The organism is Pseudomonas sp. NFIX49, assembly GCF_900115915.1.
GTDB classification, from domain to species: Bacteria; Pseudomonadota; Gammaproteobacteria; order Pseudomonadales; family Pseudomonadaceae; genus Aquipseudomonas; species Aquipseudomonas pharyngis.
Genome location: NZ_FOYE01000002.1, coordinates 697,312 through 719,425 on the forward strand (window position 1 = coordinate 697,312; position 22,114 = coordinate 719,425).

General features: G+C 61.8%; 15 protein-coding genes. 7 read left to right on the forward strand and 8 right to left on the reverse strand.

Translation table 11 applies throughout. The annotated features are described in order from the left end of the window. Nucleotides 1-50: 50 nt before the first annotated feature. Entirely contained in the window at nt 51-311 is a 261-nt protein-coding gene (locus BMZ46_RS07695; protein ID WP_039769222.1) for a hypothetical protein, read from the reverse strand. 335 nt (nt 312-646) lie between these two features. Further along, complete coding sequence (locus BMZ46_RS07700; RefSeq protein WP_011332431.1) at nt 647-2,230, reverse strand: peptide chain release factor 3; 1,584 nt, start codon at nt 2,228-2,230, stop codon at nt 647-649. Nucleotides 2,231-2,586: 356 nt separating this feature from the next. Here BMZ46_RS07700 and BMZ46_RS07705 point away from each other — a divergent pair, with 356 nt between their 5' ends. The 5 genes from BMZ46_RS07705 to BMZ46_RS07725 all read left to right on the forward strand — a co-directional run bounded on the left by BMZ46_RS07705 (nt 2,587) and on the right by BMZ46_RS07725 (nt 8,030). Further along, on the forward strand, nt 2,587-3,276 hold the full coding sequence (locus BMZ46_RS07705; RefSeq protein ID WP_170844896.1) for an ABC transporter permease: 690 nt from the start codon (nt 2,587-2,589) through the stop codon (nt 3,274-3,276). A gap of 20 nt (nt 3,277-3,296) precedes the next feature. Then, entirely contained in the window at nt 3,297-4,190 is an 894-nt protein-coding gene (locus BMZ46_RS07710) for a glycine betaine ABC transporter substrate-binding protein (protein ID WP_064593352.1), read from the forward strand. A gap of 13 nt (nt 4,191-4,203) precedes the next feature. Next, nucleotides 4,204-4,857 carry an ABC transporter permease gene (locus BMZ46_RS07715; protein WP_007953690.1) on the forward strand — a complete coding sequence of 218 codons (654 nt, stop codon included), beginning with the start codon at nt 4,204-4,206 and terminating at the stop codon, nt 4,855-4,857. Beyond that, complete coding sequence (locus BMZ46_RS07720) at nt 4,854-6,008, forward strand: osmoprotectant ABC transporter ATP-binding protein OsmV (RefSeq protein ID WP_039769215.1); 1,155 nt, start codon at nt 4,854-4,856, stop codon at nt 6,006-6,008. The genes BMZ46_RS07715 and BMZ46_RS07720 overlap by 4 nt, the downstream gene beginning before the upstream one ends. 858 nt (nt 6,009-6,866) lie before the next feature. Next, the gene (locus BMZ46_RS07725; RefSeq protein WP_007953693.1) at nt 6,867-8,030 is read left to right on the forward strand and encodes a type III PLP-dependent enzyme; all 1,164 of its coding nucleotides are present in this window, start codon (nt 6,867-6,869) and stop codon (nt 8,028-8,030) included. A gap of 60 nt (nt 8,031-8,090) precedes the next feature. Here BMZ46_RS07725 and BMZ46_RS07730 read toward each other — a convergent pair whose 3' ends face one another. Both BMZ46_RS07730 and BMZ46_RS07735 read right to left on the reverse strand, forming a co-directional pair. Continuing rightward, the gene (locus tag BMZ46_RS07730; protein ID WP_254778457.1) at nt 8,091-8,849 is read right to left on the reverse strand and encodes a tetratricopeptide repeat protein; all 759 of its coding nucleotides are present in this window, start codon (nt 8,847-8,849) and stop codon (nt 8,091-8,093) included. After that, complete coding sequence (locus tag BMZ46_RS07735) at nt 8,850-9,530, reverse strand: Fe2+-dependent dioxygenase (protein WP_039769208.1); 681 nt, start codon at nt 9,528-9,530, stop codon at nt 8,850-8,852. It abuts the gene before it with no gap. A gap of 207 nt (nt 9,531-9,737) precedes the next feature. Between BMZ46_RS07735 and BMZ46_RS07740 the strand changes: the two genes are divergently transcribed. Then, nucleotides 9,738-12,059 (forward strand): TonB-dependent receptor, encoded by a 2,322-nt coding sequence (locus BMZ46_RS07740; RefSeq protein WP_074691868.1) that lies wholly within the window; start codon nt 9,738-9,740, stop codon nt 12,057-12,059. A 132-nt stretch (nt 12,060-12,191) separates the two neighbouring features. Beyond that, nucleotides 12,192-14,720 (forward strand): PepSY domain-containing protein, encoded by a 2,529-nt coding sequence (locus BMZ46_RS07745; RefSeq protein ID WP_074691871.1) that lies wholly within the window; start codon nt 12,192-12,194, stop codon nt 14,718-14,720. A 54-nt stretch (nt 14,721-14,774) separates the two neighbouring features. Here BMZ46_RS07745 and BMZ46_RS07750 read toward each other — a convergent pair whose 3' ends face one another. From BMZ46_RS07750 to ptsP, 4 genes are read right to left on the reverse strand one after another with little or no spacing between them, the layout of a single operon-like run. Next, entirely contained in the window at nt 14,775-16,316 is a 1,542-nt protein-coding gene (locus BMZ46_RS07750) for an alkaline phosphatase D family protein (RefSeq protein ID WP_074691874.1), read from the reverse strand. Nucleotides 16,317-16,375: 59 nt separating this feature from the next. Then, nucleotides 16,376-18,109 carry a PTS fructose-like transporter subunit IIB gene (locus BMZ46_RS07755; protein WP_074691877.1) on the reverse strand — a complete coding sequence of 578 codons (1,734 nt, stop codon included), beginning with the start codon at nt 18,107-18,109 and terminating at the stop codon, nt 16,376-16,378. A gap of 11 nt (nt 18,110-18,120) precedes the next feature. Further along, the gene (gene pfkB, locus BMZ46_RS07760; protein WP_074691880.1) at nt 18,121-19,062 is read right to left on the reverse strand and encodes a 1-phosphofructokinase; all 942 of its coding nucleotides are present in this window, start codon (nt 19,060-19,062) and stop codon (nt 18,121-18,123) included. Further along, nucleotides 19,062-21,923: a phosphoenolpyruvate--protein phosphotransferase gene (gene ptsP / locus BMZ46_RS07765; RefSeq protein ID WP_074691883.1), complete on the reverse strand. Its 2,862-nt coding sequence runs from the start codon at nt 21,921-21,923 to the stop codon at nt 19,062-19,064. The genes pfkB and ptsP overlap by 1 nt, the downstream gene beginning before the upstream one ends. Nucleotides 21,924-22,114 lie beyond the last annotated feature (191 nt).

The window sequence follows — 22,114 nt, forward strand, 5'->3', positions numbered from 1 at the left end:
TCAACCCGTCCATCTGAAACCCGAATGCGTAGAAATGTGCCCTCCGCACACTAAGTTTGGCTGTCGCCTTCATCCGGATCATCGGAGTCCGGCTCGTCGGTGGTCGAGTCGTCATCGTCGGCGCTGCCACCCTGGCCCTTATCGCCCGGCTCGGACTCGGACTTGGCCAGCATCAGCGTGCTGTGCCCCACCTGCCCGCTGGACGCCTGGGTATCGTGATCCTCGCACTCGGCCCAGGCCGTCGCGGTGCCGAGGGACAGCATCACCATCACTTTCAACAGCAGCAAAATCCGTAGCAACCTGCTTTTCATAGCCGAGTCCATCCTGTTCCAAGTGAGAAATTCATGCTGACCTGACGCTGATTGAAATCTAGTTCCAATCCGCCGGGTTCACCAGATAGGACGTTGTGGAGCGGCTGGAAATGCCGTGACTGTAGAGACTGGTTGGAAATAACGCCTATACCCAATCCATCTAATGTGGAAGGTCTCCTAGGGGAGCGAGCCTGCTCGCGATGGCGATTGATGAGCCCGTCCAACTTCGGCTGACCATCCGCTATCGCGAGCTGGCTCGCTCCCCACAGGTATTTTCCGGCAATAAAAAACCCCGCAGCTTTCGCGACGGGGTTTTGGGTGCAGCCAATCAGCGCTTAGTGATGCTCACGCGTCGCACGGAATTTCACGTCCGGCCAGCGCTCTTCCATCAGGGCCAGGTTGACCCGGGTCGGCGCGAGGTAGGTCAGGTGACCGCCGCCGTCCAGTGCCAGGTTTTCCACGGCCTTGTTGGAGAATTCCTCGAGCTTCTTCTTGTCGCTGCATTCGATCCAGCGCGCGGAGTACACGGTGATCGGCTCGTAGGAGCACTCGACCTTGTATTCCTCTTTCAGGCGGCTGGCGACCACATCGAACTGCAGCACACCGACGGCGCCGAGGATGATGTCGTTGCTGCGCTCCGGGAAGAACACTTGGGTCGCGCCTTCTTCGGCGAGCTGTTGCAGGCCCTGGCGCAGTTGCTTGGATTTCAGCGGGTCGCGCAGGCGTACGCGGCGGAACAGTTCCGGGGCGAAGTGCGGGATACCGGTGAAGCCCAGGGTTTCGCCTTCGCTGAAGGTGTCGCCAATCTGGATCGTGCCGTGGTTGTGCAGACCGATGATGTCGCCGGCGTACGCTTCTTCCAGCTGTTCACGCTCGGAGGAGAAGAACGTCAGGGCGTCGCCGATGCGCACGTCCTTGCCGGTACGCACATGACGCATCTTCATGCCTTTCTCGTACTTGCCGGAGCAGATACGCATGAAGGCGATACGGTCGCGGTGTTTCGGGTCCATGTTCGCCTGGATCTTGAAGATGAAGCCCGAGAACTTCTCTTCCACCGGCTCCACGGTGCGCTCGTTGGCTACGCGCGGCAGCGGGCGCGGGGCCCAGTCGACTACAGCGTCGAGCACGTGGTCGACACCAAAGTTGCCCAGTGCGGTACCGAAGAACACCGGGGTCAGTTGACCGTCGAGGAACTCCTGCTGGTTGAACTCGTGGCAGGCGCCCTGCACCAGTTCCAGCTGTTCGAGGAAACGCTCGTACTCATCGCCCAGGTGTGCGCGGGCTTCGTCGGAGTCGAGCTTCTCGATGATCTTGGTTTCGGTGCGTTCGTGACCGTGACCGGCGGTGTAGACAATGATGTAGTCGTCCGCCAGGTGGTACACGCCCTTGAAGTCGCGGTAGCAACCGATCGGCCAGGTGATCGGCGCAGCCTTGATCTTCAGGACGGCTTCGATCTCGTCGAGCAGTTCGATCGGGTCGCGGATGTCACGGTCGAGTTTGTTGATGAAGCTGACGATAGGCGTGTCACGCAGACGGCAGACGTCCATCAGGGCGATGGTCCGTGGCTCTACACCTTTACCGCCGTCGAGAACCATCAAGGCCGAGTCCACCGCAGTCAGGGTGCGGTAGGTGTCTTCGGAGAAGTCTTCGTGGCCCGGGGTGTCGAGCAGGTTGATCATGTGTTCGCGATACGGGAACTGCATGACCGACGTGGTGATCGAGATGCCCCGCTGCTTTTCCATCTCCATCCAGTCGGATGTCGCGTGGCGGTCGGATTTACGGGATTTCACCGTACCGGCCACGGCAATCGCCTTGCCCATCAGCAAGAGCTTTTCGGTGATGGTGGTTTTACCGGCATCGGGGTGGGAAATAATGGCGAAAGTGCGGCGTTTCGCGACTTCGGCGGCCTGTCTGGTCATGGGAAATCGCCTGGCGGTGATTCAAAAAAGGGCGGCGATTATAGCCCAACTCGATTCAATAACCGAACCGTTGAGCACATTAAGGGTGGCCAAATGCTGCCTCAGATGGGAACCTTTTAAAGCACGGAGACGTCCATCCCCTGTTACGACAATTCGTCAGGGGCTGAAAAATCAGCAAGTTAGCCTGACGAGGCTGCGCTCATGGCTCGCTTTCAGACCGCTTTTGCCGGACTGAAAAAAAGCTGCTTCTCGCGAACGACTCTCCCGGCAGCCAAGGCTTGGCATGCCACACGGGACTGCGTTCGCCGACTAAAAAAAGGAGTCCGCCTGTGGCTATCCGCTATGGCAAAGGGCTGATGGGAGGTGCGGTGGTGATCGCGCTCCTGGCCCTGCTGGTCCACTGGATCGGCATCAACACGATCGAACACTACCGCGACGATTTGTTGTTTTACCTGCAAGCTCATCTGATTCTCGTCCTCGCCTCAATGCTGGCCGCCCTGATCGTGGGCCTCCCCGCCGGCATCTTCCTGAGCCGCCCGACCATGGTCGGCCGCGCTGAACGCTTCATGCAGATCTTCAACATCGGCAACACCGTGCCGCCGCTGGCCGTGCTGGCGATTGCCCTGGGGATTCTCGGCATCGGCAGCGGTCCGGCGATCTTCGCTTTGTTCCTCGCCTCGCTGTTGCCGATTGTGCGCAACACCTATGAAGGCCTGAAAAACGTTCAGGGTTCACTGAAAGAGGCCGCCGTCGGCATCGGCATGACCCCGCGTCAGGTGCTGTGGAAAGTCGAATTGCCCAACGCCGTGCCGATCATCGTCGGCGGTGTGCGGGTGGCGCTGGCGATCAACGTCGGTACGGCGCCGCTGGCCTTCCTGATCGGCGCCAACAGCCTCGGCAGCCTGATCTTCCCCGGCATCGCCCTGAACAATCAGCCGCAACTGCTGCTCGGCGCCGCGTGCACCGCGCTGCTGGCCCTGCTGCTCGATGGCGTGGTCACCCTCGCCAGCCGTCTCTGGCTGGAACGCGGTTTGCGCCCGTCTTGAGGCTTTGCGAAGGAATATTTATGAAAAGACTTAGTTTGATTCTGGGCTGCGTGCTGCTCTTCGCAGGCATCGCCCAAGCCGCTGACAAACCAGTGATCCGCCTTGGCGCCCGGGTATTCACCGAGCAGACCCTGCTCGCGGAAATCACCGCGCAATACCTGCGCAGCAAAGGCTACGACGCGCAGATCACCGGTGGTCTGGGCAGTAACCTGGCCCGCAGCGCCCACGAAACCGGGCAACTGGACATGCTCTGGGAATACACCGGTGTGTCGCTGGTGGCCTACAACCACGTCACCGAAAAACTCGACAGTGCACAGTCCTACGCCCGGGTCAAAGAACTCGATGCGAAGAAAGGCCTGGTCTGGCTCACGCCGTCGAAATTCAGCAACACCTACGCCCTCGCCCTGCCGAAGACCGTGGCCGAGGAATATCCGCAGATCCACACCATCAGCCAGTTGAACGAAGTGCTGCGCGCTGAAGCCAAAACCAATCATCTGGTGGCGCTGGACACCGAGTTCGCCAACCGCTCCGACGGTCTGGACGGCATGGTCAAGCTCTACGACATGAACCTGACCCGCAAGAACATCCGGCAGATGGACGCGGGCCTGGTCTACACCGCACTGCGCAACGGTCAGGTGTTTGCCGGTCTGGTCTACACCACCGACGGTCGTCTCAACGCCTTCGGCCTGAAGTTGCTGGAAGACGACAAGCACTACTTCCCGGACTACACCGCTGCGCCAGTGGTGCGTCAGGCCTACCTCGACGCGCACCCGCAACTGGCGGAGCAACTCAAGCCGCTGGCCGAACTGTTCGACGATGAAACCATGCGCCAGCTCAACGCGCGGGTCGATGTCGATCACGAGAGCCCGTCGAAAGTCGCTGCCGATTTCCTGCGCCAGCACCCACTGAATTAAAGGAGGAAAAGTCATGGAATTTTTGAACGCCTTTTCCCACCTCGACTGGCAGCAGGTGATGCACCTGACCTGGCAGCACATCACCCTGGTCGGCATCGCCGTCAGCCTGGCGATTCTTATCGGCGTGCCGCTGGGCATTTTGATGACGCGCTTCCCGAGCCTCGCCGGTCCCTTGCAGGCCAGCGCCACGGTTTTGCTGACCGTGCCGTCGATTGCGTTGTTCGGCCTGCTGCTGCCGTTCTATTCGAAATTCGGCCAGGGCCTCGGCCCGATGCCGGCGATCACCGCCGTGTTCCTGTATTCACTGCTGCCGATCATGCGCAACACCTACCTCGCCCTGACCGGCGTCGAACCGGGTATTCGCGAGGCCGCACGCGGCATCGGCATGACCTTCGGCCAGCGCCTGCGCATGGTCGAGTTGCCGATCGCAGTGCCGGTGATCCTCGCCGGAGTGCGCACCGCCGTGGTGATGAACATCGGCGTGATGACCATCGCCGCGACCATCGGCGCCGGCGGTCTCGGTGTGCTGATCCTCGCCTCCATCAGCCGCAGCGACATGTCGATGCTCATTGTCGGCGCGCTGCTGGTCAGTCTTCTGGCGATCTTCGCCGACCTCATTTTGCAGTGGCTGCAACGTTCGCTGACTCCAAAAGGACTCCTCAAATGATCGAACTTCAAAACCTCAGCAAGACCTTCCAAAGCAACGGCAAAGATGTGAAAGCCGTGGACTCGGTAAGCCTGACCGTCAATGAAGGCGAAATCTGTGTGTTCCTCGGGCCATCGGGCTGCGGCAAAAGCACCACGCTGAAAATGATCAACCGCCTGATCAAGCCGACCTCGGGCAAGATCCTGATCAACGGCGAAGACACCACCGACCTCGACGAAGTGACCTTGCGCCGCAACATCGGCTACGTGATCCAGCAGATCGGTCTGTTCCCGAACATGACCATCGAAGAGAACATTGTCGTGGTGCCGAAACTGCTCGGCTGGGACAAACAGAAATGCCACGACCGCGCCCGCGAACTGATGAGCATGATCAAGCTTGAACCCAAGCAGTATCTGCATCGCTACCCGCGCGAACTGTCCGGTGGCCAGCAGCAACGGATCGGCGTGATCCGTGCGCTGGCGGCGGATGCACCGCTGCTGCTGATGGACGAACCGTTCGGCGCGGTCGACCCGATCAACCGCGAGATGATCCAGAACGAATTCTTCGAGATGCAGCGGGCGCTGAACAAGACCGTGATCATGGTCAGCCACGACATCGACGAAGCGATCAAGCTCGGCGACAAGATCGCGATCTTCCGCGCCGGCAAGTTGCTGCAGATCGATCATCCGGACACCCTGCTCGCTCATCCGGCGGACGACTTTGTCAGCAACTTCGTCGGTCAGGACAGCACCCTCAAACGTCTGCTGCTGGTCAAAGCCGAAGACGCCGCGGACAACGCGCCGTCGGTGAGCCCGGAAACCCCGGTGGCCGATGCGCTGGAGTTGATGGACGAGCATGACCGTCGTTATGTCGTCGTCACTGACGCGGAGAACAAGGCTCTGGGTTATGTGCGCCGTCGCGACCTGCACCGTCAGACCGGCACCTGTGCGCAATTCCTCCGCGAGTTCAACGCCACCGCTGCCTACGACGAGCATTTGCGCATTCTGTTGTCGCGCATGTACGAGTTCAATCGCTCATGGCTGCCAGTGATGGATGCCGAGCGTGTGTTCCTTGGCGAGGTCACCCAGGAGTCGATTGCGGCTTACCTGAGTTCGGGCCGTTCGCGCGGAATGAAGACCAATATCGTGTCACCGGCCGAAGCGGTGGCCTGATCAAATGCAAAAGGGCTGTTCGACAGCCCTTTTTTTCGACCGCCGGAATCTGAAAGCCGTGATTAATTTGCCGACTATGAGCCGGCAAGAAATATCAACACGTCAGAAGGTTGAACCCGCCCGAAGATCTCTGCCTCAACCAGCAACTTCCCTCGCACCTCCCCTTCTCGCCGCCAACGTCGCCGATGTTGAAGTGAACGCACTTATCTGAGACTTGGCACACATCAGCGTCGAACGTGCAGGTATTTTTAACACCTGAAAATTATTGCGGAACATCTGGCCGTCATCTCGGTCGGGTACAAAGAGTGATATCCGCGACGTACGTCAGAAGCGTGCAAAAACGCGACATTTTTAGTTGATCTCAGGCCCCTCACGCCCTAAAGTTCGCGCCGAACGTCCATGCTGGAAACGATCCATCCGGCTCAAGTACTGACGACGAGACAGCAAGGCCAAGGGAAAGAAAGCTTCATTTCCCATGGCCTTTTTGCTTTCGGCGACATGCCTTGGGAAGTAGGCGAACCAAAGTGGGGATACGGAGGACGTTCAGGAGGGTGTGTCATCAATGAATTCACGAGTGCGCCGGGCATGCTTTTGCGCAGGGCAAGGCGCGAGGCCCGCAGTTTGGTTGTTCCAAATAAGGGACGAGCAACGCAGCCCTGCGCAAAAGCAGGCCCGGCCCTTCGGGTTGTGCCTGAGCGCGCGCCATGCTGCGTTGCAGGCCTTGCGAAGGGAGCAACCATTAGCTGCGGCCTGCGCCTTGCCTGGCACGCGCTCAGGCACAACGCACTCGCGAATTCATTGATGACACACCCTCGCACCCATTGATTAACTTTGTTTGCCAGTAGGAGAGTTCCCAGCATGTCGATCCAGGTCGAAGACTATTTCGCGCGCGAAACCTTTCAGAAAATGAAGGCGTTCGCCGACAAACAGGAAACCCCGTTCGTAGTGATCGACACCGCGATGATCGCCCAGGCCTACGATGACCTGCGCGCCGGTTTCGAATTCGCCAAGGTCTACTACGCGGTCAAGGCCAACCCGGCCGTCGAGATCATCGATCTGCTCAAAGAGAAAGGTTCGAGCTTCGACATCGCCTCGATCTATGAGCTGGACAAAGTGCTGAGCCGTGGCGTCAGCGCGGACCAGATCAGCTACGGCAACACCATCAAGAAGTCCAAGGACATTCGCTACTTCTACGAGAAGGGCGTGCGCCTGTTCGCCACCGACTCGGAAGCCGACCTGCGCAACATCGCCAAGGCTGCACCGGGCGCCAAAGTCTATGTGCGCATCCTGACTGAAGGCTCGACCACGGCCGACTGGCCACTGTCGCGCAAATTCGGCTGCCAGACCGACATGGCCATGGACCTGCTGATCCTTGCTCGTGACCTGGGCCTGGTGCCTTACGGCATCTCGTTCCACGTCGGTTCGCAACAGCGTGACATCAGCGTCTGGGACGCGGCGATCGCCAAGGTCAAAGTGATCTTCGAGCGCCTGAAAGAAGAAGACGGCATCCACCTGAAGCTGATCAACATGGGCGGTGGCTTCCCGGCCAACTACATCACTCGCACCAACAGCCTGGAAACCTATGCCGAAGAAATCATCCGCTTCCTCAAGGAAGACTTCGGTGATGACCTGCCGGAAATCATTCTGGAGCCGGGCCGTTCGCTGATCGCCAACGCTGGCATCCTGGTCAGCGAAGTGGTGCTGGTTGCGCGTAAATCCCGCACCGCCGTCGAGCGTTGGGTTTACACCGATGTGGGCAAGTTCTCCGGCCTGATCGAAACCATGGACGAAGCGATCAAGTTCCCGATCTGGACCGAGAAGAAAGGCGAGATGGAAGAAGTCGTGATCGCCGGCCCGACCTGCGACAGCGCCGACATCATGTACGAAAACTACAAGTACGGCCTGCCGCTGAACCTGGCGATCGGTGATCGCCTGTACTGGCTGTCGACCGGTGCGTACACCACCAGCTACAGCGCCGTAGAGTTCAACGGCTTCCCGCCGCTGAAATCGTTCTACGTGTAAGCGATGCTGGCGTAATGCAAAAAGCCCATGACGTGTCATGGGCTTTTTTGTAGCTGCGGTTCAGGTGTTCTGTAACTCGGTGCAACGGTGAGCGTAGGCCTGCGCCAGCGCCTGTATTCGCGGATCGGTTGCGCTCGCCAGCGTCTGGCTGGCCACGCGCAGAAAATTCAGGTTGCCGCCGGCCAGCGCTTTCTCCAGCCAGACCAACGCCTCATCAACGCGCCCCTCAGCCGCCAGCACCGCCGCATAACTGAACTGCCCACGAAAGTCTCCGCCTTCGGCCGAACGTCGATACCAGTCACGGGCCGCTGCCGGATTCGCCGGGCACACTTGCCCCTCTTCCAGATAACGCCCGAGCAGGTTCATCGACTTGGCATGCCCGGACTCTGCCGCGCGTTGATACAGCGCCATGGCCTGAAGATGATCGACCGCAACACCGCGCCCGGTTGCCAGCAGGTTGGCCAGGTTATACATCGCCCAATCCAGCCCGGCATCCGCTGCAACGCGATATTGCTGGGCGGCAATCGCTGCGTCGGCCACACAACCCCATCCGTGCTCATGGCAGCGACCGAGCATGTTACGCGCCATCAGATGACCTTGCCCTGCGGCGATTTCAAACCAGCGCAAGGCCAGCGGCTGATCCTGAGCAATCCCGTGACCATCGAGCAGGATCTGCCCAAGCAGCGCCTGCGCTTCCAGCACGCCCTCACCCGCCGCGATCAGAATCGCCTGAGCCGCGCGGGCAGGGCTTTCTTCGAGCATGGCCGTGAGGCGTTCGCCGTCGAGGACTTCCTCGCGGCGCAAACGAAAGTCCGCCACTTACACCTCGACCCAGCGACGCAGCAGGTTGTGATAGGTGCCGGTGAGGCGGATCAGCGAAGGGTGATCGGGCATGTCCTGGGTAAGCTGCTGGATCGCACCGTCCATCTCGAACAGCAACGCGCGTTGGCTGTCCTCGCGCACCAGGCTTTGAGTCCAGAAGAACGAGGCATAGCGCGCACCGCGAGTGACCGCGTTGACCTTGTGCAGGCTGGTGCCGGGGTACAGCACCATATCGCCGGCGGGCAGTTTTACCCGCTGGGTGCCGAAGGTGTCCTGGATTTCCAGCTCGCCGCCGTCGTAGTCCTCAGGTTCGCTGAAGAACAGCGTGGCCGACAGATCAGTGCGTACCCGTTCGATGCTGCCCTTGGGCTGGCGTACGGCATTGTCGATGTGAAAATCGAAACTGCCGCCCGCCGTGTAGCAGTTGAGTAACGGCGGGAACACTTTGTGCGGCAGCGCGGCCGACATGAACAGCGGGTTTTTCCACAGGCGTTCGAGCATCGCCGCGCCGATTTCCTTGGCCAGCGGATGGCCTTCGGGCAGTTGCAGATTGTGCTTGGCCTTGGCCGATTGATAGCCGGCGGTGATCTTGCCATCGGCCCAGTCCGCTTGTTCCAGCGCCTCGCGAATGCGCTGCACTTCGTCTTTCTCGAACAGCGCGGGGATGTGCAGGAGCATGGCGACGTCACCAGATGGCAAAAGGATGCCAATGGTATTGATTCTTATTGACTGTGTAAAACCCGCTAGACGAATGAACTGGTAAAAACCGTAAGGTTAAATTGTAAAGAATGTAAATTTGTCGCGAATAGTAATGTTTCGCAATTGATACGAATACCTGTTTACCCTATATTCCGCCGCCTCAAATCCTTGGGGAGGGGAATAAAAATGGCACGTCAACCAGCACAAGTACCGGTCAGTTCACCACGTCTGCTCGCTTCCGCCATCGGCGTGGCGATCACCGCCGGCTCCGCAGGCCACATGGTGTTCGCCGCCGAAAAAACCGACAGTAAAGCCACCGGCAATGCCATCGCCCTGGACGCCACCGCCATCACCGGCGAAGCCCAGGACTCGACCTCCTACCAGGTCGAGAAAGCCTCCTCGCCCAAGTACACCGCGCCGCTGGTCGACACGCCACGCTCGGTCACCGTTATCCCGCAGCAAGTGCTGAAAGACACCGGCGCCCTGAACATGCAGGACGCGCTGCGCACCGTGCCGGGCATCACTTTCGGTGCCGGTGAAGGCGGCAACCCGCAGGGCGACCGTCCGTTCATCCGTGGTTTCGACGCCCAGGGCGACACCTACCTCGACGGCGTGCGCGACACCGGCTCCCAGAGCCGCGAAATCTTCGCCGTGGAAAACATCGAAGTCAGCAAGGGCCCGAACTCCGCCATCGGCGGTCGCGGCGCAGCCGGCGGCAGCATCAACCTGGTGAGCAAGAAAGCCCACTTGGGCAACTCGTTCGACGGTGGCTTCACCTGGGGCTCCGACCAGACCCAGCGCTACACCATGGATGGCAACTACCAGTTCAGCGACACCGCTGCCGGCCGTCTGAACCTGATGAGCCACGAGAGCAACGTCGCCGGTCGCGACAAGGTCGACTACGACCGCTGGGGCATCGCGCCATCCCTGGCCTTCGGCCTGGGCACCGACACTCGCGTCAACCTCGATTACTACCATCTCGAAAGCAACGACACCCCGGATTCGGGCATCCCTTACACCATCCCGGCCGGTGGCTCGGCGGCGCGCACCAAGTCCAACCCGGACAAACCGTACGCCGGCGGCGATCACAGCAATTTCTACGGTCTGGACCGCGACTTCCGCAAGGGACGCACCGACACCGCGACCTTCGCCATCGAGCATGACCTGAGCGACTCGCTGACGATCAAGAACACCCTGCGTCACGGCACCAGCATGCAGGATTACATCCTGACCCAGCCGGACGACAGCAAGGGCAACGTGAACAACGGCAGCGTCTGGCGTCGTGCGAACACTCGCGTGAGCAACACCGAGACCACCACCAACCAGACCGATCTGTTCGGCAACTTCTACGTTGCCGGCTTCAAGAACAGCTTCTCCACCGGTGTCGAGTACACCCGTGAGGAAAGCAGCAAATCCTCGTACAACGTCAACACCGATACCACGCCGCGCACCTCGGCCGTGACCACCAACTGCAACCCGGGTCTGATCGGCGCCGCCAGCGGCTACAACTGCACCTCGCTGTCGAACCCGACGCCGAACGATCCGTGGAACGGCGCCATTTCGCGCAACTACGCCGGCACCGACACCCAGTCCGATACCTACGCACTGTATGCGTTCGACACCCTCGAGCTGTCCGAGCAATGGCTGGTGAACACGGGCCTGCGTTACGACCACTTCGAAACCGGCTACAAGACTTACACCAACGCTGGCCGCACCACCTCCAAGGGTTCGGACACCAGCGAGTTCGTCACCGGTCAGTTCGGCATCGTCTACAAACCGGCAGAGAACGGCAGCATCTATGCGTCCTACGCCACCTCCGCCACTCCGCCGGGCAACACCCTGGGTGAAGGTCAGGAAGGCAACCCGCTGGGCGGCACGCCGGATCGCAATGGCAACCTGCTCAAGAGCGACATGGAGCCGGAAACCACCAAGAACTACGAAGTCGGTACCAAGTGGGATCTGCTGAACGATCGCCTGTCGCTGACCGCCGACATCTTCCGCACCGAGAAAGAAAACGCGCGTGTCCAGGTCGATACCACCTCGTACGAAAACGCCGGCAAGACTCGTGTACAAGGTATCGAGTTGTCCGCCAGCGGCAAGATCACCGACAAGTGGCAAGTGTTCGCCGGCTACGCCTACATGGACAGCGAACAGGTGGACGGTGGTGACCTGCCAGCCAACAAGGCCAACAACGGTAACGAACTGCCCAACACGCCGAAGAACAGCGCCAGCCTGTGGACCACTTACCAGGTCACGCCGAAGCTGACCATCGGTGGCGGTGCGTTCTATGTGGATGACGTATTCGGCAACGTGGCCAACACCACCATGGTCGATTCCTACGTTCGCTACGACGCGATGGCGGCGTACAAGCTGAGCAAGAACGTCGACCTGCAACTGAACGTGCAGAACCTGACCAACGAGACCTACTACGACAAGGCCTTCTCGACCCACTTCGCCAATCAGGCGGCGGGCCGTACGGCATTGCTGAGCACCAACTTCCACTTCTGATCGAAGCGGGAAGTACCGAGCCCCGTTCATTCATTTGAGCGGGGCTTTTGTGCGTAATAAAGAACGTTTCTCGATAGGCCACGGCATAATGCACGCCGTGAACACAACCTCCGAACGGACAAGGCAAGCAACGTGTTGAAGAAAACCCTGTTCCAGTTGCACTGGTTTTTTGGCATCACTGCCGGGCTGGTGCTGGCCCTGATGGGCATCACCGGCGCTGCCTATTCGTTTCAGGACGAAATTCTCAAAGCCCTCAACCCTTCGGTGTTGCAGGTAGAGAAGCAGGTCGCCGGCGTGCTGCCCCCCGCCGATCTGGTGGCGCACATCGAAGCGGCCTCGGGCAAGAAAGTCTCGATGCTCTCGGTCGAGACCGAAAGCGGCAGCGCCGGACGTGTCTGGTTCACCCCGCCCAAAGGCGAACGCCGGGGCGAGATGCGCTACTTCGATCCCTACACCGCCGAGTTCAAGGGCGATGCCACGGGCCAGGACTTCTTTGGCCTGATGCTGCAACTGCACCGGTTCCTCGCCATGGGCGATACCGGTCGCAACATCACCGGCGCCTGCACCCTGATGCTGCTGTTCTTCTGCCTGTCCGGCCTGTACCTGCGCTGGCCGCGCCAGTGGCACAGCTGGCGCGTGTGGCTGACTCTCGACTGGAAGAAAAAGGGCCGCAGCTTCAACTGGGATCTGCACTCGGTGTTCGGCACCTGGTGCATGCTGGTGTATCTGCTGCTGGCACTGACCGGACTGTCCTGGTCCTACGAGTGGTACAACAAGGGCCTGACCCGACTGCTTTCCGATGCACCGCAAAACGAGCGCGTGCGCGGCGGTCGTGGCCCGGCCCCTGAAGGTCCGGCGCCGACTGCCGATTACGCCGCCATGTGGCTCAGCATCTACAGCACCGCCGGCCCGGGCCTCGCCGCCTACAACATCCGCATGCCGCCAGTCGCCGGTCAACCGGCGACCGTGTTCTACCTGCTCGACAGCTCGCCCCATGACCGCGCGCTGAACCAGATCACCCTCGACCCGGCCACCGGCGTGGTCAAGCGCGTCGACCGCTACGCCGACAAAAGCTTCAAGGCGCAATTGCTGACCAGCATTTACGCGCTGCACGTCGGCAGTTATTTCGGACTGGTCGGGCGGATCATCGTCACCGTCGCGGCCGTCTTGATGCCGCTGTTCTTCATCACCGGCTGGCTGTTGTACCTGGATCGCCGGCGCAAGAAAAAGCAGATCAAGGATGCCCGCAAAGGCCTCGACCAACCGGCCGGCGATACACCGGCGTGGCTGATCGGTTTCGCCAGCCAGAGCGGTTTTGCCGAGCAACTGGCGTGGCAGACCGCCGGGCAATTGCAGGCCGCCGGATTGCCGGTGAAGGTGCAGCCGCTGGCGAATGTCAGCGAGCAGGATCTGCGCGAATCGAACAACGCGCTGTTCGTGGTCAGTACCTTCGGCGACGGCGAAGCGCCGGACAGCGCGCGCGGTTTCGAACGCAAAGTGCTGAACAACGCCTCGACCCTCGACAGCCTCAACTACGCCGTACTCGGCCTTGGCGATCGGCAGTATCAACACTTCTGCGGTTTCGCCCGACGCCTGCATCAATGGCTGGGCGAACACGGTGGCAAGACCCTGTTCGCCCCGGTCGAAGTCGACAGCGGCGACCCTTACGCCCTGCGTCACTGGCAGACCCAGCTCGGCCTGCTCACCGGGCAAGCACCGGTCGACACCTGGCAGGCACCGAGCTACGAGAACTGGACACTGGTGCGCCGCGAGCTGATGAACCCGGACAGCGCCGGCGCCCCGGTTTTCCTGCTCGGCCTGACCGCGCCGACTTCTCGCAGCTGGCTGGCCGGTGACCTGGTGGAAGTGCTGCCGCGCAACTGCCCGTGGGCCATCGAGCATTTCCTCGACGGCCTCGGCATCCGTGGCGAAACCAGCGTCAAGGTCAACGGCCTGCAAGAGCCGCTGGAAGTGGCCCTCGCCAGCCGCCAATTGCCCGAGCACCGCGCCCATCTGGTGGGCCTGCACGCCCAGGCGCTGGTCGATGCGATGGTGCCGTTGGCAATGCGCGAATACTCGATCGCCTCGATTGCCGCCGACGGCGTGCTGGAGCTGATCGTGCGTCAGGAACAACACGCCGACGGCAGCCTCGGCATCGGTTCCGGCTGGCTGACCGAGCATGCTCCGGTCGGCGGCAGCATCAGCCTGCGGGTCCGCCGCAACAGCGGTTTCCACCTGCCGAACGCTCCGGTGCCGATGATCCTGCTGGGCAACGGCACCGGCCTTGCCGGGCTGCGCAGCTTGCTCAAGGCACGGATCGCCGACAATCAACAACGTCATTGGCTGCTGTTTGGCGAGCGCAATCGCGAGCACGATTTCCTCTGTCGTGCGGAGCTGGAAGAGTGGTTGATCAACGGCGATCTGGAACGCCTCGATCTGGCGTTCTCGCGGGATCAGGCCGAGAAGATTTACGTGCAGGATCGCCTGCGCGAATCGGCCGGCGAGTTGAAGAAATGGCTGGCGGACGGTGCAGTTATCTACATCTGCGGCAGCCTTCAAGGGATGGCGTCGGGGGTGGATCAGGTGCTCAATGAAGTGCTGGGCGCTGCCGAAGTCGAACGCCTGATCGAACAGGGTCGTTATCGCCGCGACGTTTACTGATTCACCTTGGATAACTGTGGGAGCAAGCTTGCTCCCACAGCTTCAGCGCTGCATTCAGACCGGCTGCAGCTTCTGCTCAAACACCGCCACCCCCTCCAGATCCCGCAACACCACGCTCATCTCCCCGCTCTGCCCCTCAATGTTCACCTCGCCGAAAAACTGAAAACCGGCAAACGGTGAAGCGTTTTGCGTCGGTGGCGCTTTCTGAAACACCACTTGCGGGCCGAAGGTCTTGTCCAGCGGATTGGGGCCGAAACTGCCGGCGTTCAACGGCCCTGCGACAAACTCCCAGAACGGTTCGAAATCCTGGAACGCCGCGCGATCAGGGTGATAGTGATGCGCCGCGCAGTAATGCACGTCCGCCGTCAGGAACACGAAATTGCGCACCTGATGTGCCCGCAGGAACCCGAGCAATTCGGCCACTTCCAGTTCGCGCCCCTGCGCCGGGCCGGGATCGCCGTTGGCCACCGCTTCCCAGCGCGCAACACCAGGACTGACTTCGCCGTCGGGCACGCCGAGACCGATCGGCATGTCGGCGGCAATCACTTTCCACTGGGCTTTCGAGGCCTTCAATCCACGCTTGAGCCAGTTCAGTTGCTCGCGTCCGAGGAACGGTTTTTCCGCCCCGAGATTGTCGTCGTTGGCGCCGCGATAACTGCGCATGTCGAGCACAAACACATCGAGCATCGGCCCGTAACTGAGCTTGCGATAAATCCGCCCGCCGCCATCGGCCGCCTGCAAACGCATCGGCGCATATTCGAGCCAGGCCTGACGCGCACGGCCGACCAGGGTGTGGATATTTTTTTCCTGATAACGCTCGTCGAGCTGCTTGCCCGGCGACCAGTTGTTGACCACTTCATGGTCGTCCCACTGCCAGATCTGCGGCACTTCGGCGTTGAAACGACGGACGTTTTCGTCCATCAGGTTGTAGCGGTAATTGCCGCGATAATCGTCGAGGGTTTGCGCGACCTTGCTCTTGGCTTCGGTGGTGAGGTTGCGCCAGATCCGGCCACCTTCGGTGGTCAGTTGCGCCGGCACCGGGCCGTCGGCGTAGATGGTGTCGCCGCTGTGGATAAAGAAGTCCGGCAGGCGCATGCGCATGGCTTCATAGATGCGCATGCCGCCGATATCGGGGTTGATGCCGAAGCCCTGGCCGACGGTGTCGCCGCTCCAGACAAAACGGAGATTGCGCCGCGCGGTCGGTGCGCTGCGCAAATGGCCAAGCCACGGTTCACTGGCGACGCCGGTGCGGGCGTCCTTGAAATACACGCGGTAGAAAATCGCCTGATCGGCGGGCAACCCGGTGAGCTCGACGCAGGCGGTGAAATCGCTGCGGGCATCGGCCAGCGCCGAGACCACGCGGCGCGGATGGCGGAACTGACTGCGAGTGTCCCACTCCACCACCATCTGCGCCGGGCGGTCGGCGCGGCTCCAGATCATCGCCCGGTCGCCCTGCAAGTCGCCAGATTGCACGCCGTCAGTCAGTTGCGGTCGATCCTTGACCGAGGCGATGACGGCCGGCGCCAGCCCCGGCATCAGCAGTCCGGCGCCGACGGCTTGCATCACGCGCCGGCGACCGGGATTGAAATCGCTCATGGTGTTCTCCCTGAAAAAAGGAAAACTTAAGCACCGCTAGATGAAAGGGGTGTGACACCTCACGCCTTCGCGGGCTCCAGCGCCAGTTCCACGGCTTCCGGCCGCTTGACCAGCGCATACACCACCGCCGTCAGCAGACTGCCCGCGACAATCGCCAGCAGGTACAACAGCGCATGGTTGATCGCATTCGGAATCGCCAGCACGAACAGGCCACCGTGGGGCGCCATCAGTTTGCAGCCGAAGTACATCGACAGCGCACCGGTCAGCGCACCGCCGGCAATGCTCGCCGGGATCACCCGCAAAGGGTCTTTCGCGGCAAACGGAATCGCCCCTTCGGAGATGAAGCACAACCCGAGCACCAGCGCCGCTTTACCGGCCTCGCGTTCGGTCTGGGCAAACTTGCGTCGGGCGATGAAGGTGGCGATACCCAGACCGATCGGCGGCACCATGCCGGCGGCCATGGTCGCGGCCATCGGTGCATAACTCTGCGAGGCGAGCAGCCCCACCGAGAACGCATACGCGGCCTTGTTGATCGGCCCGCCGAGGTCGACGCACATCATGCCGCCCAGCAGCACACCGAGCAGGATCGCGTTGGTGGTGCCCATGCTGTCGAGGAAATGCGTCAGCGCCGCAAGCATCCCGGCCACCGGTTTGCCGACCACGTAAATCATCACCAGTCCGGTGAACAGACTGGCGAACAACGGGATGATCAGAATCGGTTTCAGCGCTTCGAGACTTTGCGGCAGCGCCACATAGCGACTGATTGCTTTGGCGGCATAGCCTGCGATAAACCCGGCAACGATCCCACCGATGAATCCGGCGCCCAGGGTGCTCGCCAGCAAACCGCCGATCATCCCCGGTGCGAGTCCGGGACGGTCGGCAATCGACCAGGCGATGTAACCGGCCAGCAGCGGCACCATCAATTTGAACGCGGTCTCGCCACCGATCTGCATCAGCGCCGCCGCCAGCGTGCCCTCTTCCTTGAACGCGGTGATGCCGAACACGAACGACAAGGCGATCATCAGACCGCCCGCTACCACCATCGGCAGCATGAACGACACACCGGTCAGCAGGTGTTTGTAGACGCCGCTTTTCTCTTGTTTGGCCGGGGCCTTGCCGTCGCCGGCAGCGTTTTCAACGACACCTTCGGCCAGGGCTTTTTTCAGCGTGGCTTCGGATTGCTTCAACGCAATGCCGGTGCTGCAGCGGTAGATTTTCTTGCCGGCGAAACGCTCGGTGGCGACTTCAATGTCAGCCGCCAGCAGCACTACGTCAGCCTCGGCAATCGCGGTTGCGCTCAGCGGATTTCGCGCGCCGACCGAGCCCTGGGTTTCGACTTGCAGGTCGTAGCCCAGACGCTTGGCGGCTTGCTGCAAGGCTTCGGCGGCCATGAAGGTGTGGGCGACGCCGGTCGGGCATGCAGTGACCGCGACCAGACGCGGCGCTTGCGCGCTGGCAACCACGGGCGGCGTTTCGTCAGCGACGTAAACCTGCGCCTCGACGGCGCCACGCCGCAACACGTCTTCAACATCCTGCAGGGCTTGCGCCGGCGCAATCCGAAAGACTTTCTTGCCGATGAACCGGGTCATGTCCACCGGTCCCGTGGTCACCAGCAACACCCACTCGGCGGCTTCGATGGTGGCCGCTGACAACTCGCGTTCCGGGTGCGCCGCATCCACCACTTCGACGCTGGTGCTCCAGCCCTGACGCTGGGCCGCGGCATCCAGCAGCCGGGCGCACAGCACACTGGTGACCATGCCGTTCGGGCAGGCCGTGACAATGGCTAACTTCATGACAAACCCTCTTATTGTTCTGTCAGGGGGCGCACGCGCACACCCTGTTCGAGCTGCGTCAGTTGCGCAGCATCGTGAATACCGAATCCGATCTGGGTCACCGCCTGCGCCGCAATTGCGGTGGCCGTGCGCAGGGTTTGTTCCGGCGTGTCGGCGCTGAGCAGGCCGTGGAGCATGCCGGCCAGCAACGAATCGCCGGCACCGACCGTGCTTGCCACGCTGACCTTCGGCGGCGTCGCATGCAGCGCCGAGCCGACGCTGTACCAGTTCACACCCTCGGCGCCATGGGAAATCACCACATGCTCGATGCCTTGGGCGTGCAGCCGATTGGCCGCTTCAGCCTGAGACGCGTGGGACACCACCTCACAGCCCAGCGCATCGGCCAGCTCTTCGGTATTCGGCTTGATCAGCCACGGGCCGGCCTTGAGCGCTGCACGCAAGGCATCGCCGCTGGTGTCCAGGGCGACTTTCAGGCCCAACGTTTTCAAACGTTCGACCAGTTCGCGCAACCACTGTGCAGTGACTCCGCGCGGCAAGCTGCCCGCAACTACAACCGCGTCCTGCCCCGGCGCGATCTGCACCAGTCGATCCAGCAACGCCTGTTGCGCCACTACGCCGACCACCGGCCCAGGGCCGTTGATGTCGGTAATGCGGCCATCCTGTTCCGCGACCTTGATGTTGCTGCGGGTCTCGCCGGGCACCCGGATAAACGCATCGGTGAAACCGCGTTTGGCGAACAGGGTTTCGAACGCTTGCAGATTGTCTTCGCCGAGAAAGCCGCTGACCGTCAGTTGATGACCGAGGTCGGCCAGCACTTGCGCAACGTTGACGCCCTTGCCGGCGGCGTGGGTGTGCATCTCGTCGCTGCGGTTGACCTGACCGACCTCAAGACGAGGCAACTGCACCGTGAGGTCCAGTGCCGGGTTGAGGGTCAGGGTGAGAATCTTGGCCATTACAGGGCCTCCACTAATGCACGCACGTCGTTGGCGCTGCCCACGGCCAGGGCTTGTTGAGCAAGGGTTTGCGTTTGCGTCAGGCTGAGTTCGCGGATGCGCGCCTTGACCTCGGCGATGCTGCGCCCGGAGACGCTCAATTCATCCACACCGAGGCCGACCAGCACCGGCACCGCCAGCGGATCCGCCGCCAGTTCGCCGCACACGCCGACCCATTTGCCATGGGCATGGGCCGCGCGCACGGTGATGTCGATCAGTTGCAGCACCGCCGGGTGCAGGCCGTCAGCCTGGGCGGACAGGGTCGGATGACCACGGTCGATCGCCAGCGTGTACTGAGTCAGGTCGTTGGTGCCGACGCTGAAGAAGTCCACCTCTTTGGCCAGCACCGGCGCCAGCAGTGCGGCGGACGGCACTTCGATCATGATCCCCAGTTGCAGGTCGGCGACCGGGATTTCCAGGCGCAGACGCTCGGTCATGTCACGAGCTTGACGCCACTCTTCGACGCTGCCGACCATCGGGAACATGATCCGCAATGGACGGTTGTCCGCCGAACGCAGCAAGGCGCGCAACTGCGCTTCCATGATCTGCGGACGCTGCAAGGTCAGGCGAATCCCGCGTACGCCGAGGAACGGGTTTTCTTCCTTGGCGATCGGCCAATACGGCAGCGGTTTGTCGCCGCCGACATCGAGGGTGCGCACCACCAGTGGCCGACCGGCGAGACCGTCGAGGACGCGGCGGTATTCGGCTTCCTGAGTCGCCTCGTCCGGCGCCTGTGGATGAGCCATGAAAATCAACTCGGTGCGCAGCAGGCCGATGCCTTCGGCGCCCTGCTCCACCGCGCTGATCACACCGGCGCTTTCACCGATGTTGGCGAACACTTCCACGGCGTGGCCGTCGGTGGTGTGCGCCGGTTGATGGCGTTGTTCGGCGGCGGCTTTCAAGCGTTGTTCGCGGGTGTCGCGTTCTTCGCTGGCACGTTGCAGGGTCGCGGCATCCGCGTCCACATGCAGGCGACCGCGCTGACCATCGAGCAGCAACGGCGTGCCCGGCTTCAGCAGCAACACCGCAGCGCCCGCACCGACCAGCGCCGGAATCCCCAGCGCGCGAGCCACGATGGCGCTGTGAGCGGTGGCGCCGCCACGGGCGGTAAGAATCCCCGCGACCCGCGCCGGATCCAGCCGCGCCACGTCGGACGGGCCGACCTCATCCATCACCAGAATGTACGGTTGCTCGGGCTCGGCGGGCGTCTGCACACCACACAGTTGCGCCAGCACCCGGCGACCGATGTCGCGCAGGTCGGCAGCGCGTTCGGCGAGCAACGCGTCCTGCAACGATTCCTGTTGTTTTGCGGCGGCCTCGATCACGGCCATCCACGCCGCTTCGGCGCTTTCGCCCTGCTTGAGGCGGGTGTCGACTTCGTCGGTGAGTTCCGGGTCGTCGAGCATTTCCTGGTGGGTGATGAAAATCTCGCGGATCGCCTTGGCCTTGCTGCGCTCAATTAGGCCCTGAATGTCCTGACGCACGTCGGTCAGCGCTTGCTTGAGACGCTCGCGCTCGATGGCGGCGGACTCGCCGCGCAACGGGTAATCGATGGCTTGCAGGACCTGAATATGCGCCGGGCCGATGGCGATGCCGGGGGCGGCGGGAATCGCTTGCAGCAGGCTGCCGGAAGCCGGGGCGGTCAGCACTTCTGCAATGTCCGTAATCACTTCGCGCTGTTGACTGACTGCGGGCAACGGTTCGACTTCTTCGCCGAGGCCTTCTTCGATAGCGGCGAGCAAGGCCGGCAAGGCATCGGCGGCAATGCTCGGCTCGGCGATGATTTCCAGCACCTGGCCGCGACGGGCGCCGAGGCTCAGCAGTTTGCTCAGGCTTTTCACCGATACGGCGCTGTCCTGACTGTCGACGATGCGCACACGAATCTCGCCGTCAAAACTTTTCGCCAGTTGCGCGAGGATCTTCGCCGGCCGCGCGTGCAGACCATGGGCGTTGGCCAGTGCGATACGTGCGCTCGGCCAGTCGGCCGGCAACTCACCGCCAAGCACTTCGAGAACCTTGCGGCTGCTGGTGGCGCGGCCCAGTTCATGGCCGCGACCTTCGATCAGCAACGCGCACAAACGCTCGAGCAACGCCTGATGCGCTTCACCGAGGCTGGCCAGACAGAACAGACCGCTGAGCGGCTGGCCGAGGTAACGCATCGGTTTGTCCGGGGTGACGAACGCCAGGCCCGGACGCTTCACGGTCTGCTCGCTGTGCAGCCACCACAGGCCATCGCCCAGCGGCAGCGCTTCGACTTGCTGCAGCACGCCGGCGAAACCGTTGCTCACGCAATCGGCCTGGCGCAGCAGACGCGCACCACGCCAGACCAGTTCTTCGAAATCGTCGGCGGAGACCCCGAGGCCAATCATCTGCGCATCCAGCGCCAGTTCCTGCGGCGCGCCTTGCAGCAGTTTCAGCAATGCTTCGGGCGAACTTGAGCGGCGCAGGGCCTGGCCCAGATCGGTCTCGCCGAGGGCACGGGTCAGCAGCTGCAGCAGGCGCAGGTGTTCGTCGGATTTGGCGGCGATGCCGATGGCCAGATAGACGATCTGGCCATCGCCCCAGTCCACGCCGTCGGGGAACTGCATCAGGCGCACGCCGGTGGCGAACACCTGATCACGGGTTTCAGGGGTGCCGTGGGGAATCGCAATGCCTTGGCCGAGGAAGGTCGAGCCCTGAGCCTCCCGGGCCTGCAGGCCGGCGAGGTAGCCGTCGGCGACAAGTCCATCGGCGACCAGATGACTGGCCAGCAATTGCAAGGCGGCGGGTTTATCCACAGCCGACTGGCCCATGGATATCTGCTCTACAGTGAGCTCGAGCATGCGATCTCCTTTTTGGCGTCGTTTGACGCCAGGTATTGTTTTGAATGGTTGCAGCTTAGGCGCTGTAGGCCATCCTTTTCAGGAGGCAGTTTTGGCGGTTTCACGGCAGAACCGGCCAAAGGCGTCTAAAACGTAGAAAATACGCTTGCTGAAACGTTTAATCTAGATTGATCGGCACGTTACTCGATAAT